The following is a 13,654-nucleotide window of genomic DNA, read 5'->3' as shown; positions in this document are numbered from 1 at the left end:
CTTCAAAATGGTTTGTGGAATCGTCATTCCGCGATAATGCTGAGTTTAAGGCCTGATTAAGGCCATCTGCCGCAATGGCGCGGCTCTTCCGAAAACGCCCCTAGGGGCCTGCGGCAATGGCGCTGCATTTCGCACTGATCTTCTTCAGAATGCGGGATGATGCCTGCCCGTCTATGCAGCTTCACTCCCGAACTCACTCGCCGCGACCATCGTGTCGCATGCCATTAGGGGTTCGTTATGACCAAGCAGAAACTCGTCATCGTCGGAAATGGTATGGCTCCGGGCCGGATGCTCGAACATCTGTTCGAGACTGCGCCGGACCTGTATGATGTAACCATCTTCAACGCCGAGCCGCGCGTCAATTATGACCGTATCATGCTCTCGCCCGTGCTTGCCGGCGATAAGAGCTATGAAGATATCATCATCCATAGCGAGGACTGGTATGCCTCGCATGGTGTCACGCTCCATATGGGCGAGCGCATCATCGGGATCGACCGTGACGCGAAAACCGTCACTTCGGCCAAAGACCGTGTCGTGCATTACGACAAGCTGGTCATCGCCACCGGCTCCAACCCGTTCATCATTCCGGTTCCGGGCCATCAACTGGAGGGCGTGCTGGCTTACCGCGACCTTGATGATACGCAGAACATGATCGCGGCAGCCGCGCGTGGTGGCCGTGCCGTGGTGATCGGCGGTGGTCTTCTGGGCCTTGAGGCTGCGGCCGGTCTGAAGAACCGCGGCATGGACGTAACCGTCCTGCATATCATGCCCTCGCTGATGGAGCGCCAGCTCGATCCGGCGGCGGGCCACCTGCTGCAACAGGCGCTCGAGGCGCGCGGCATCGAGGTGCGCTGCAAGGCCAATACCAAGCAGATCCTCGGCTCCGAGCGTGTGGAAGGTGTCGAGTTGGAAGACGGCACCATTCTGGACGCCGATCTGGTGGTCATGGCCGTGGGCATCCGCCCCAATACCGGCCTTGCGAAAGAGGCGGGGCTCGAGGTCAATCGCGGCATCGTCACCGATGCGCAGATGCGCACTTCGGATGCGTCGATCTACTCGGTCGGTGAATGTGTCGAAGTGGGCGGTATGGTCTACGGCCTTGTCGCGCCGCTCTATGACATGGCCAAGATCGCCGCTGCCGATCTGGCAGGCGCACCGATTGCGGGCTTTAAACATGTCGACACGCCCACCAAGCTGAAGGTGACCGGCTGCGACCTCTATTCGGTCGGCCAGTTCGGCGAGGGCTATGAGGAGATCGTGCTGCGCGACGCGGCGCGTGGCTCCTACAAGCGCCTGATCGTGCAGGAGAACAAGATCGTCGGCGCGGTGCTTTATGGCGATGTGGCCGATGGTGGCTGGTATAACGAGATGCTGAAATCCGGCGCCTGTATCGAGGATATGCGCCAGACTATCATCTTCGGCCAAGCCCATCAGGGCGGCGGCAATTTCGACCCGGTCGAGGCTGCGGCGACGATGTCTGATGATGCCGAGATCTGCGGCTGTAACGGGATCTCCAAGGGCACCATCGTCAAGGCGATCAACGAGCAGGGTCTGACGACGCTGGCCGATGTGCGCGCCCATACCAAGGCTTCGGCATCCTGCGGTAGCTGCTCGAACCTTGTGGCCTGTGTCATGAAATCCGTGCTGGGCGAGAGCTTCGTCCAGAAAGCGGTCGAGCCCGTCTGCTCTTGCACCGAGCATGGCCACGAGATCGTCCGCGCCACCATCAAGAAGGCCGGTCTGAAATCCATCCAGGCCGTCTATCAGACGCTCGAGTGGAAGACTTCGGAAGGCTGTGCCAAATGCCGCCCCGCGATCAACTACTATCTGCTGTCGGAATGGCCGGGCGAATATGAGGATGACCAGCGCTCGCGCTTCGTCAACGAGCGTCTGCATGCCAATATCCAGAAGGATGGCACCTATTCGGTGGTTCCGCGGATGTTTGGTGGCATGACCACGCCTGACGAGCTGCGCGCGATTGCCGATGTGGCCGATAAATACAACATCCCCACCGTCAAGGTGACCGGCGGCCAGCGGATCGACCTGCTAGGCGTGAAGAAAGAAGACCTGATCCCCGTCTGGGCTGATCTGAACAAGGCGGGCATGGTCTCGGGGGCCGCATATGCCAAGGGTCTGCGCACTGTCAAAACCTGTGTGGGCAAGGACTGGTGCCGCTTTGGCACGCAAGACAGCACCGGGCTCGGCATCAAGCTCGAGAAGTTCCTCTGGGGCGCATGGTCTCCGGCCAAGCTGAAACTGGCGGTCACCGGCTGCCCGCGCAACTGCGCCGAGGCGACTTGCAAGGATATCGGGGTGATCTGCGTCGATAGCGGCTACGAGATCGTCTATGGCGGCGCGGCGGGCCTGCATATCCAAGGCACCACCAAGCTGGTGAATGTGGCGACCGAGGAAGAGGTCATCGAATATACCGGCGCGTTGACGCAATGGTATCGCGAGACGGGCTTCTATCTGGAGCGGATCTATAAATGGGCCAACCGTCTTGGCTATGACCATATTCAGGACGTTCTGGTCAACGACCCCGAGCAACGCCGCGCCTATTACGACCGCTTCGTCTACTCGCAGCAATTCGCACAGATCGATCCTTGGGCCGAATTTGTCGCCGGAAAAGGCGCGTCCGAGATCGAACCGATGGCAGAAATCAAACTGGAGGCCGCAGAATGAACGCCACCGCTACCAGCCTCACTTGGGTGGCCATCGGCCCCCTCAGCGCAATCCCCCGCCTTGGCGCACGCTGCGTCATCAAGGGCGATACCAGCATTGCCGTATTCCGTCTCAATGATGACCGGCTCTTTGCACTCGAAGACCGCTGCCCCAATGATAACGGGCCGCTCAGCCAGGGGATCGTGCATGACGGCCTCGTCACTTGCCCGATCTGCAATTGGGTGATCTCGCTTGAAACCGGCGCCGCCCAAGGCGCCGATCATGGCCAGACTGCTACCTTCCCCGTCAAGCTGGATGGCGAAACCATCTATCTCGGCGTCTGAACGACCAATCATAAAACAGGGATCTCATATCATGTCGTATATCCAACCCAAGGAATTCGCGGCCAAGATGGTCGATGCCGGTGAAGGCAAGATCTTCATGTCCACCAAGGACACGCTGATCCGTGCCTATATGGCAGGGGCCATTCTGGCGCTCGCGGCGGCCTTTGCCGTGACCATCACCGTCAATACCGGACAGCCGCTCGTGGGCGCGCTTCTCTTCCCCGTGGGCTTTTGCATGCTTTACCTGCTGGGCTTTGACTTGCTGACCGGCGTGTTCACCCTTGCGCCCTTGGCAGTGCTGGCCAAGCGTCCGGGTTGCACTTGGGGCGGGGTGCTGCGCAACTGGGGTCTGGTCTTTGTCGGCAATTTCGCCGGTGCCATGACCACTGCCGTGCTGATGGCGATTGTCTTCACCATGGGCTTCTCGGCAGAACCCAATGCCGTGGGCCAGAAGATCGGCCAGATCGGTGAGGCACGGACGCTGGGCTATGCCGCAGCCGGTGGAGCGGGTATGCTGACCGTTTTCGTCCGCGCCGTGCTGTGCAACTGGATGGTCTCGACCGGTGTGGTGGCCGCAATGATGTCGAACTCGGTCTCGGGCAAGATCATGGCGATGTGGATGCCGATCCTCGTGTTCTTCTACCTCGGTTTCGAGCATTCGATCGTCAACATGTTCCTGTTCCCGTCGGGGATCATGCTGGGTGGCCAGTTCACCTGGGCCGACTACCTGCTCTATAACGAGATCCCGGTTGTTCTGGGGAACCTCGTGGGCGGTCTGACCTTTGTGGGTGGCATGATCTACATGACCCACTTCAAGGAATCGCCCAAGCGCAACGCGACCATCTCGCGCAATGGCGACGCGACCGGCGTCGCCGCCGAGTAATCCCGCCGCTACCAGAGGCCCCGCCGCAAAGGTGGGGCCTTCCGCTTTCCGGAGATCTCCATGAAACCGATGCGCGCCTCTCTCAAGGTCACTCTGGGCCAGCTGTCCGTTGCGGGTGTGAAGCCCGAAAATCAGGACCGTGCCGGCGCCATGCTGAGCGATCTGGCGGGCCACGGGATCAGCCTCGTGCTGGCCGATGGGATCTCGACCTCCACTCTGGGAGCGGAGGCGGCGGAGTTCGCCGTGACCTCTTTTCTCAACGATTATTACGCCACGCCTTCGTCATGGCCGGTGGAGACCGCCGCGCGTGGTGTCATCTCGGCGATCAATGCAGCCCTCTGGGGGCAGAACGCGGCCCTTGCCGATATCGAGCGCGGCCATGTTACGACATTCGCGGCACTGGTGGTGAAAGACCGCATCGCGCATTGCCTGCATCTGGGCGATAGCCGGATCTCGCGTGTGGAAAACGGGCGCCTTATGCCGCTCACGCGTGACCACAAGACGGGGCGTTCGCTTGATCGGGCCTTGGGGATCGGTGCCAGAGCGGAGGCGGGATATGTTGCATTGCCGGTGGCGGAGGGGGAGCTGTTGGTGCTGACCACCGACGGCGTGCACGAGCATCTGTCGCCCGAGGCGCAGGACGTCTCGCTTGCGCTCCAAGATCCCCAAGAGATTGCGCAGATGCTGGTCGATCAGGCGCTTGTGGCAGGCAGCACCGACAATCTGACAGTTCAGGTCCTGCGCGTTGATAGCCTGCCCGAGGCCGATACGCCCCTGCCGCAGGATCTGGTTCTGCCATCCTTGCCGCGGGCGGGGGAGATGCTCGAGGGCTACCGGATCATCCGGCAGGTGCAATCCACTGCGCGCAGCCATATCTATCTGGCCGAAACGCCGGAGGGCGCACGGGTCGCACTGAAGATCCCGAGCGCCGAGATGGCCGAGGACGCGACCTTCCGCACCGGTTTTCTGGCCGAGGAATGGGCCGCGCGCAGGGTGCGCTCGGACCATGTGCTGCGCGTGCCGGAGCCGCGTCCGCGCCAGCATCTGTTCACCATCTCCGAATGGGTCGAGGGGCAGAGCCTCCGGCAATGGATGACAGACAATCCACATCCCGAACTGGCACAGGTGCGCGCGCTTTTACGCCAGATCGTGCAGGGTGTGCGGGCGCTACACCGGCGCAACATGATCCATCAGGACCTACGTCCCGAGAATATCATGATCGATACCGAGGGCACCGTGAAGGTCATCGATCTCGGCTCCGTCGCGGTGACGGGGGTCGAGCGCACGGCCGCTGGCGGCTTGGGGCCTCAGGCGGGCACCTATCAATATACCGCGCCCGAATATCTCTCGGGCGATCAGGTCAGCTGGCGGTCGGATCAATATGCGATCGGGGTGATCGCTTATGAAATGCTGACGGGCCGTCTGCCTTATGGCGCACAAGTGGCCCGCATCCGCTCGCGCAAGGATCAGGCGGCGTTACGCTATGCCTCGGCCCGCGATGACGAGAGCGGTGTGCCAGCATGGGTGGATCAGGCGTTGGCCCGCGCGCTCCACCCCGATCCGAGCCGCCGCTACGACGCGCTGACCGAGTTCCTCGTGGATATGGAGCGCCCGAATCCGGCATGGCGGTCCGGAGCGCATCGACCACTGATGGAACGCAATCCGGTTCTGTTCTGGCAGGGGGTCAGTGCCGTTCTGGCGCTTCTCTGCCTTTATCTTGCCGTCCGATGACGGCCAATCAGGGAGAGTGAGATGAAAGATCTGATGACCGAGAGCCTGACCAAGGAAGACGCGACCGCGCTGATCTTGCAGGCCAAGAAGCGCAAGGGTTTGACCTGGGAAGGCATCGCCGAGGCGATTTCCATGTCACCCGTCTGGACCCATTCGGCGGCGATGGGCATGAATGCTTTCCCCGAGCCCAAGGCGCGTGAGCTGATGGCGCTTCTGGACCTGCCAGCCGAGGCCATTGATGCGCTGACCGAAAGCCCCACCAAGATCTGGGATCAGGCCGTTCCGACCGACCCCTGCATCTACCGGCTCTATGAAATCGTGGGCGTCTATGGCCCGACGGTGAAGGCGCTTATCCACGAGAAATTCGGCGATGGCATCATGTCGGCCATCGACTTCGATATGAAGATCGACAGGGTTCCGAGCGAGAAAGGCGACCGTGTAAGGATCGAGATGTCGGGAAAATACCTGCAATATAACTGCTGGTGAGCCACCTGCCGGACCCATCCGGCCAGATTTCCCGAGAGTTTACCTCTGACTGGGCCCGGAGCAAGCTCCGGGCATTTTTCTGTCTCTGGCTCAGGGTCTGGCTTCAAGGTTCGGGGTCGAAGACCTGCCCGTCGAAGAAATGGTCGGGCGACAGAATTACGCGGCCCCTCTCGGAGGGGACGGCGGTGGGTTGCGAGATCGCGCCTTCGAGCTTTTCCGATGCGCCGGGCAGATCCGCCCCCAGATCGCGCAGGTGGCGGCGATAGATATCGGTGCGGAAACAGGCCTTGCCGGTCCTGATGGCCTCCGCCTCGTCCAGCCCCATGCGCCGTGCGATCCGCATCGCGATCCAGCCCGCCTGCGAGCGCCACGGGAAGCCCACGGCCCCCTCCTGGAATGTCAGGAAATGCGGATCCTGCCGGATCTCGCCCCCGCCCGAGATGAAGAAGCTGCCGTTGAGCCCACGTTCGATCAGGTTGACGGGCAGATCTAGGTAATCGGGGCGCGCCATAATCTCGGCGGCGGTAGCGCGTTTGCGCGGACGGTCGAGCCATGTGCCCGCCCGCCAGAGCGCGCGCAACAGCTTGCCCGACAACTCGGGGTTGTCGTCGGCCCAGCCCCCGCGCACGGCCAGCACCTTTTCGATGGCCGATCGCCGGATGGCGCTAGTGGGCAGCAGAAGCGTTCCGACGCCATTCTCCACCGACAGCGAGCCCCATGGCTCGCCCACGCAGAACGCGTCGATCTCGCCTGCGGCCAGCGCATCGGCCATCAATGGCGGCGGCACGGTATTGACCGCGAGCATCGCAGGATCGCTTAGCCCGCAGCTCTCGAGCCAGTAATAGAGAAGCTCGGCATGCATGGAGAAGGGGAAGGGCACACCCACGCGCAAAGGCTTACCGAGTGCCAGAAGGGCCTCGCCCGCCATGCGCGCATCGCGGAAATCGAAACCATGGCCGCCCGCCCGCATCTGTTCGGCGATAACATTGCTCACGCCGATCACATTGCCGCCGGTATTCATCGCGGCAATCGCCTCGATCCGGCCTTCGGGCCCACTGAGCCCCAGCGCCTTGGCCACCGGCACCGGTGACAGAAGGTGGGCGGTGTCGATCAGCCCCAGCATCAGATAGTCGCGCATCACCGACCAAGAGGGCAGTTTTACGAGATCCAGATCGAGCCCTTCCTCCGCGGCAAACCCCATCTCGCGGGCGACGATCAGCGGTGCGGCATCGGTCAGCGGCAAGAATCCCGCCTTAATGGTCTGTATCATGCCAGAAGCCCCGCCGTCGTCACCAGCGCCTCGGCCACTTCGGAGACCTTGCGCCCGCGATCCATCGCCGTTTTGCGCAGGAGGGCATAGGCCTCGTCCTCCGAGATGCCGCGCGCCTTCATCAGGATACCCTTGGCGCGGTCGATCAGCTTGCGCTCCTCGAGCGCGCGCTTGGTGGTCTCCAGTTCGGTCCGCATGCGATTGAACATATTGAACCGCGTGATCGCCGCATCGAGCACGGGGCGCACGCGATGCGCCTGTAGCCCGTCGACCACATAGGCCGAAACGCCCGCCTCGATGGCGGCGCGCGTCAGGCTATCGTCGGATTTGTCGACAAATATCGCAACGGGGCGCTCCAGCGGGCCGGAGGTCGCTGCGAGATCCTCGAGAATATCGCGCGAGGGGCTCGAGAGGTTGATCAGCACCACATCGGGATTACGCTCCGCAATATGGCGCGCAAGCCCCGCGGATTCGGAGATGACCGCGATTTTCACGGACGTGTCCTGCGAGAGAAGATCGACGATCTGCATCGCGCGATCGCGGTCGGATTCGACCAGAAGAATGGAGAGCTCGGCTTTCATGAAGGCAATCTGTGCCAGTTTCGGCATAGGCGCAAGAACTGCGTGGAAAAACTGCGGGCGGGTTCGGAAACCCGCCGGTATTACTGGTGAAATAAGAGGCGTTTCAGGCTCTTAGCTTGGGGATTTCGGCTTTTGCGAGCAGCCCTGCCAGCTCGGAGCGGCACGACCCGCAATTGGTGCCGGCCTGCAGCGCGGCCCCGATCGCCTCGACGCTCATCAGATTTTGCGAGGTGATCGCCTCGAGGATCGTGTTCATGCCGACATTGAAGCAGGCACAGATGATCGGACCCGGATCGGGACGGTCTTCGGGGGCGCGGCCCGAGAGTGCCTGCGGGGCGGATTGGCCGGGCAGGGTGGTCAGATAATCGCGCATGACCGCCACCGGCTCGCGCGAGACAAAGAGCGCCGCTTGCAGCACGCCATTCTGATGGAAGGCCATACGGATCATGCCACGCGCCTCGTCGCGCAGGATCTGGACCGGACCCTCGGGCAGCCCGAACAGCGCGCGCGCCCATGCTTCCCAATCGGCGGGGCGGCGCGATCCGGCGAGTTCGGCGCGATAACCTGCCTGTGTGGGCGCATAGGCCTGATAGTCGCACTCTGCGCGCATCGGTTTCTGCGAGATCGCGAAACCATACCAGTCCGCCTCGAACCGATCGGCCCGGACCACGGCGGCCTTGCTTTCGGGTTGGCCCGAGACGGGGTCGGTGACCGAGGCCACCAGCGCATCCACACGGGCCGAGGGCGCGGTCTCGCCCGTCCAGTGGATCGGCGCAAAGACATCGCCCTTGCGGGTGGCCTCGGTGATCAGCGCACGGAAGATGCCCTGACCGGTGGGCGAGGTCAGCCGCACCAGATCAGCCGGTTTGATGCCCTTGGCCGCGGCGTCCTCGGGGTGGATCTCCACAAAGGGTTCGCCCAGATGCGCCGAGAGCCGCGCGGTCTTGCCGGTGCGTGTCATCGTATGCCACTGGTCGCGGATACGGCCCGTATTGAGCCGCAGTGGATAGCGTTTCTCGGTTTTCGCAGCCGGTGCGCGATAGGTCACGGCCAAAGCACGGGCGCGGCCATCGGGGGTGAAGAACGTGCCATCGGCAAAGAAGCGGCCGCCCTGACGGGTGGCACTCACCGGCCAGCGGGTGGGTTCGAGCGCGTCGTAATCGCTTTGGGAAAGGCTCTCGAAGCCGGAGATATCGAAATCGCGGCCAAAGCGGGCGGCCACATGCGAGAGCGCGGCATATTCGCGGAAGATTTCGGCTGGGTGCTCGTAATCGAAAGCGCGGGGCCAACCCATTCGCCGGCCCACTTCGGCGATCTGACGCCAGTCCTCGCGGGCCTCGCCGGGGATCGGCAGGGCAGGGCGCTGGCGCGAGATCGTGCGGTCCGAATTGGTGACGGTGCCGTTCTTTTCGCCCCAGCCGGCGGCGGGCAGAAGCACATGTGCCAGACGCGCGGTATCGGTGGCACGGGTCACATCGGACACGACCACAAAGTCACAGCCTTTCAGCGCCTCGGCCACGCGGTCGGCATCGGGCATCGAGACCACCGGATTGGTATGGATGATCCAGACCGCCTTGATCTTGCCCTCGCCGATCGCGCGGAACATATCTACGGCCTTCAGACCTGCCGCGACCGGCATTTCGGGCGCATCCCAGAAGCTGCGCACCGCCGCGCGATGGTCGGCATTCTCCAGATCCAGATGGCAGGCGAGCATATTGGCAAGCCCGCCCACCTCGCGCCCGCCCATCGCATTGGGTTGGCCCGTGACGGAGAACGGGCCACAACCCGGCAGGCCGATACGGCCCGTGGCCAGATGGCAGTTGAGGATCGCATTCACTTTATCGGCGCCCGCCGAGGACTGGTTCACGCCCTGGCTGAAGATGGTGACCACCTTCTGTGTGCCGATCCACAGATCATGGAAACGCGCGATTTCCTCGGGCGAAAGGCCGGTGACGGCGGGGTCGTCCATCTCGGCATTGCCCACCGCCTCGTCGAGCCCGGCGATATGGGGCTCGAATTTGGGGTCGACCGCTCCGCGCCGGGCGATCTCGGCGAGAAGCGAGTTGAAGAGCGCCACATCGGTGCCGGGCTTGAGCGCCAGATGCAGTTCGGCCTGATCGCAGCTCGCGGTGCGGCGCGGGTCGATCACGATGATCTTCATCTCGGGGCGCGCGGCTTTGGCGGCCATGATGCGCTGGTAGAGGACCGGATGGCACCAGGCGAGGTTCGAGCCCGTCAGCACGATCAGATCGGCCTCTTCCAGGTCGTCATAGGTGCCGGGCACGGTATCGGTGCCGAAGGCGCGTTTATGACCCGCCACGGTTGAGGCCATGCAGAGCCTTGAATTCGTGTCGATATTGGCGGTGCCGATAAAGCCCTTGGCGAGTTTGTTCACAAGGTAATAATCCTCGGTCAGGAGCTGCCCCGAGACATAGAAGGCCACCGAATCCGGCCCATGTGCGGCGATGGTCTCCTTGAAACGGGTCGCCACCAGATCCAGCGCCTTATCCCAGTCGGCGGGGCGGCCATGGATCTCGGGCGCGAGCAAGCGGCCCTCGAGCCCGACCGTCTCGGCAAGCGCCGAGCCCTTGGAGCACAGCCGCCCCTTATTGGCCGGATGGTCGGGATCGCCCTTCACCTCGAGGCCGAGGGCCGTATTGCGCAACAGCACGCCGCAGCCCACGCCGCAATAGGCGCAGGTCGAGCGGGTCCAAGGGGTGTCATTCAGGGACAGATGGGTGTCTTTCATGACCTTGATCCTTCTTAAGGAGGGGCTTAACCGGCGAGCGAGCACCGGCTTGGCTGGGCTGTGGCATTGGCCGAAACCGGCCCGAAGATCAGCGCTTCGCGCAGATCCGATATATCGGCCCCGTCACGGATCAGTCCGTAATAGAAACCGCCATGTTCGGTATCGCCATATATCACCGCGCCGACGAGTTTCTCGCCCGCGATGACGAGGCGCTTGTAGATCCCGTCTTCCGGCGCGCTGAGCAGGATTTCCTCGCGGTCCGGCCCATCGGCAAAACAGCCCGCCGAGAAGAGATCGCACCCGGTGACCTTCAGCTTGGTCGAGGTCTCTTTCGGGATGTAGCGTGTATCGCCGCCCATCAGATTGGCGGCCAGAACCTCGGCCTGATCGTAAAGAGGCGCGACCAGCCCGAATAGCGCACCATTCAGCTCGATACATTCGCCAAGCGCGAAAATGCTCGGATCCGAGCTGCGCAGATGGTCATCCACGGTGATCCCGCGGCCGACCGCGAGCCCTGCGGCCTGCGCCAGCGCCGTAGCGGGGCGGATGCCCACCGCCATCACCAGCAGATCACAGGGCAGGAGGGTGCCATCCTTGAGACGCAGCCCCGCCACGCGGCCATCGGGGCCTGCCACGATCTCTTCCGAGGCCGTATTGCAGCGGATCTTCAGACCCCGCGCCTCCAGCGTGCGGGCCAGCATTGCCCCCGCTGCCGGGTCGAGCTGGCGCTCCATCAGATGGCCTGCAATATGGATCACGGTCACATCCATACCCCGCGCGGCCATTCCGGCCGCAGCTTCCAGCCCCAGCACTCCGCCACCGATGACAATGGCGCGGGTGCCTTTTTTCTGGCCGATCATGACTTGCGTATCGTCCCAGTCACGCCACGAGATGACGCCGGGGAGATCATGGCCGGGCATGGTGATCACGAAGGGGTTGGACCCCGTCGCGATCACCAGCCTGTCATAGGGCACTGGGCCGTGCTCGCCCATGACAGTCTTCGACGTGCGGTCGATCGAGGTGACACGCTCGCCGAAGCGGGGGGTGATCCCGTGGCGCGCATACCACTCGGCATCATGGGTCACGATCTCTTCGTAGGTTTTCTCGCCCGCCAGAACGGGGGAGAGCATCAGCCGGTTGTAATTGCCGCGGTCTTCCGCGTTGAACAGGGTAATCTCGAAGGCGTCAGGGGCGGTGTTCACCAGATGCTCCAGCATCCGTCCCGAGGCCATTCCCGCACCGATAACGACCAGACGCGTCTTCATCGGCCCTTACTCCGCCGCGATCTTTGCGGGGCGCTTGGGCTTTGCGCCATGCTCGTATTCCTCGAGGAAATCGAGCACTTCCTGACGGTAGTGATAGTAGTCGCGGTGATCGAGCAGCGCCTTGCGGGTGCGCGGGCGCGGCAGTTTCACATCGGTGATCTTGCCGATGGTCGCCTGCGGGCCATTGGTCATCATCACCACGCGGTCGGCCAGCAGGATCGCCTCGTCCACATCATGGGTGACGCAGATCGCAGTGACCTTGGTGCGCGACCAGACCTCCATCAGCACCTCCTGCAGCTCCCAGCGGGTGAGGCTGTCGAGCATACCGAAGGGCTCATCGAGCAGCAGCAGCTTGGGCGAGAGGGCGAAGGCGCGCGCAATCCCCACACGCTGCTTCATGCCGTTCGACATATCGGAGGCGGATTTGTCCATCGCATCGGCGAGGCCCACGCGCTCGAGATAATATTCCACCACATCCTGACGCTCGGCGCGGCTGGCATTGGGATAGACCTTGTCCACACCGATCGCCACGTTCTCCTTGGCGGTCAGCCAGGGGAAGAGGTTGGGCGACTGGAATACCACTGCACGCTCGGGGTCGGCGCCCTCGACATGGATACCGTCGAGCTTGATCGCGCCCTTCGAGATGCCGTTGAGCCCCGCGCACATCGTCAGCACGGTGGATTTGCCGCAGCCCGAATGGCCGATGAGGCTGATGAACTCGCCCTTCTGCACATCGAGATTGAAATCCTCGACCACGGTCAGCGGGCCTTTCGGTGTGGGGTAGATTTTGTGGAGCTGCGAGAATTGCAGGTATTTCTCGTCATTCAGGCTGCGGCCTGCCTCTTCATAGGCTTTGGGCAGCGCGTGAATCGGGGTGACATTGGGCAGGCTGCGGGTGCCGGCAGCCGCAGCCTCGATCCCCGCATCCATCAGATATTTGGTGACGCGCGCGCGCAGGGCATGGAAGCCTTCGTCATGGTTCATCTCGGTCCGGTCACGCGGACGCGGGATCTCGACGCGGAATTCCTCGCCCAAAGTGCCATCGGGATTGAGCGCGATGATCCGGTCGGCCAGAAGGATTGCCTCGTCCACATCATTGGTGATCAGCACGCAGGTCTTCTTGTCGGCATCCCAGATCTGTTCGATCTCGTCGGCCAGATTGGCGCGGGTCAGCGCATCAAGCGCCGAGAGCGGCTCGTCAAGAAGCAGCACCTCGGGGTTCATGGCGAGCGCACGGGCCACGTTCACCCGCTGGCGCATGCCCCCCGACAGCTCGGCAGGGCGGCGGGTTTTGGCATGCGAGAGCCCCACCATCTTGATGAAATGGTCGACCTTGGCCTTTTTCTGGTCCTGCGTCAGGTTCGGGAAGACAGCATCCACCGCAAGGCGCACATTGCCATCCACCGTCAGCCAGGGCATCAGCGAGTAGTTCTGGAAGATCACGCCACGCTCGGGGCCAGGGCCGGTGATTTTCTGGCCGCGGAAGGTGACCTGACCGCGGGTGGGCGTATCAAGCCCCGCCATCAGATTGATCAGGGTGGTCTTGCCGGTGCCGGAGAAGCCGAGGAGCACGAGGAACTCGCCCTCTTCGACACTCAGGTTGATATTGCGCAGGACATGGGTGGCGTTGGTGCCGTCGCCATGGCTTTTCGAGACGTTCTGGAAGTCAATGATACCCATGGCG

10 protein-coding genes are annotated in these 13,654 nt (G+C 62.9%); 5 read left to right on the top strand and 5 right to left on the bottom strand.

The genetic code is table 11. From position 1 onward, the window contains the following. Positions 1 to 237 precede the first annotated feature (237 nt). The 5 genes from nirB to cynS are packed head-to-tail and all read left to right on the top strand — an operon-like array spanning position 238 to position 6,105. On the top strand, positions 238 to 2,682 hold the full coding sequence (nirB, locus tag WDB91_RS01320; RefSeq protein ID WP_339113371.1) for a nitrite reductase large subunit NirB: 2,445 nt from the start codon (positions 238 to 240) through the stop codon (positions 2,680 to 2,682). Beyond that, on the top strand, positions 2,679 to 3,005 hold the full coding sequence (gene nirD, locus WDB91_RS01315; RefSeq protein ID WP_339113370.1) for a nitrite reductase small subunit NirD: 327 nt from the start codon (positions 2,679 to 2,681) through the stop codon (positions 3,003 to 3,005). The genes nirB and nirD overlap by 4 nt, the downstream gene beginning before the upstream one ends. A gap of 31 nt (positions 3,006 to 3,036) precedes the next feature. Next, complete coding sequence (locus WDB91_RS01310) at positions 3,037 to 3,888, top strand: formate/nitrite transporter family protein (protein ID WP_339113369.1); 852 nt, start codon at positions 3,037 to 3,039, stop codon at positions 3,886 to 3,888. 60 nt (positions 3,889 to 3,948) lie between these two features. After that, positions 3,949 to 5,619: a bifunctional protein-serine/threonine kinase/phosphatase gene (locus WDB91_RS01305; RefSeq protein ID WP_339113368.1), complete on the top strand. Its 1,671-nt coding sequence runs from the start codon at positions 3,949 to 3,951 to the stop codon at positions 5,617 to 5,619. Positions 5,620 to 5,640: 21 nt separating this feature from the next. Next, entirely contained in the window at positions 5,641 to 6,105 is a 465-nt protein-coding gene (gene cynS / locus WDB91_RS01300) for a cyanase (protein WP_339113367.1), read from the top strand. 103 nt (positions 6,106 to 6,208) lie between these two features. Here the strand turns inward: cynS and WDB91_RS01295 are convergent, their stop codons facing one another. From WDB91_RS01295 to WDB91_RS01275, 5 genes are all read right to left on the bottom strand, one after another. Continuing rightward, positions 6,209 to 7,375: an ABC transporter substrate-binding protein gene (locus WDB91_RS01295; RefSeq protein WP_339113366.1), complete on the bottom strand. Its 1,167-nt coding sequence runs from the start codon at positions 7,373 to 7,375 to the stop codon at positions 6,209 to 6,211. Continuing rightward, the gene (locus WDB91_RS01290) at positions 7,372 to 7,956 is read right to left on the bottom strand and encodes an ANTAR domain-containing protein (RefSeq protein WP_339114424.1); all 585 of its coding nucleotides are present in this window, start codon (positions 7,954 to 7,956) and stop codon (positions 7,372 to 7,374) included. Before WDB91_RS01290 ends, WDB91_RS01295 begins: the two co-directional genes overlap by 4 nt. A gap of 103 nt (positions 7,957 to 8,059) precedes the next feature. Next, on the bottom strand, positions 8,060 to 10,705 hold the full coding sequence (locus WDB91_RS01285) for a molybdopterin-dependent oxidoreductase (RefSeq protein ID WP_339113365.1): 2,646 nt from the start codon (positions 10,703 to 10,705) through the stop codon (positions 8,060 to 8,062). A 26-nt stretch (positions 10,706 to 10,731) separates the two neighbouring features. Further along, the gene (locus WDB91_RS01280) at positions 10,732 to 11,970 is read right to left on the bottom strand and encodes an FAD-dependent oxidoreductase (RefSeq protein WP_339113364.1); all 1,239 of its coding nucleotides are present in this window, start codon (positions 11,968 to 11,970) and stop codon (positions 10,732 to 10,734) included. 6 nt (positions 11,971 to 11,976) lie between these two features. Next, positions 11,977 to 13,650, bottom strand: a complete 1,674-nt coding sequence (locus tag WDB91_RS01275; protein WP_339113363.1) for an ABC transporter ATP-binding protein — start codon at positions 13,648 to 13,650, stop codon at positions 11,977 to 11,979. Positions 13,651 to 13,654 lie beyond the last annotated feature (4 nt).

The sequence above is a fragment of the Thioclava sp. GXIMD2076 genome, from assembly GCF_037949795.1.
In the GTDB taxonomy this organism is placed as follows: Bacteria; Pseudomonadota; Alphaproteobacteria; order Rhodobacterales; family Rhodobacteraceae; genus Thioclava; species Thioclava kandeliae.
This window is presented reverse-complemented; position numbering and strand designations above follow the sequence as displayed.

What these genes read in the sequence shown, in the direction of transcription:
- WDB91_RS01310 (WP_339113369.1), top strand. Translation starts at nt 3,037, where the DNA reads ATGTCGTATATCCAACCCAAGGAATTCGCGGCCAAGATGGTCGATGCC.
- WDB91_RS01280 (WP_339113364.1), bottom strand. Translation starts at nt 11,970, where the DNA reads ATGAAGACGCGTCTGGTCGTTATCGGTGCGGGAATGGCCTCGGGACGG.
- WDB91_RS01285 (WP_339113365.1), bottom strand. Translation starts at nt 10,705, where the DNA reads ATGAAAGACACCCATCTGTCCCTGAATGACACCCCTTGGACCCGCTCG.
- WDB91_RS01275 (WP_339113363.1), bottom strand. Translation starts at nt 13,650, where the DNA reads ATGGGTATCATTGACTTCCAGAACGTCTCGAAAAGCCATGGCGACGGC.
- nirD (WP_339113370.1), top strand. Translation starts at nt 2,679, where the DNA reads ATGAACGCCACCGCTACCAGCCTCACTTGGGTGGCCATCGGCCCCCTC.
- cynS (WP_339113367.1), top strand. Translation starts at nt 5,641, where the DNA reads ATGAAAGATCTGATGACCGAGAGCCTGACCAAGGAAGACGCGACCGCG.
- WDB91_RS01295 (WP_339113366.1), bottom strand. Translation starts at nt 7,375, where the DNA reads ATGATACAGACCATTAAGGCGGGATTCTTGCCGCTGACCGATGCCGCA.
- nirB (WP_339113371.1), top strand. Translation starts at nt 238, where the DNA reads ATGACCAAGCAGAAACTCGTCATCGTCGGAAATGGTATGGCTCCGGGC.
- WDB91_RS01305 (WP_339113368.1), top strand. Translation starts at nt 3,949, where the DNA reads ATGAAACCGATGCGCGCCTCTCTCAAGGTCACTCTGGGCCAGCTGTCC.
- WDB91_RS01290 (WP_339114424.1), bottom strand. Translation starts at nt 7,956, where the DNA reads ATGAAAGCCGAGCTCTCCATTCTTCTGGTCGAATCCGACCGCGATCGC.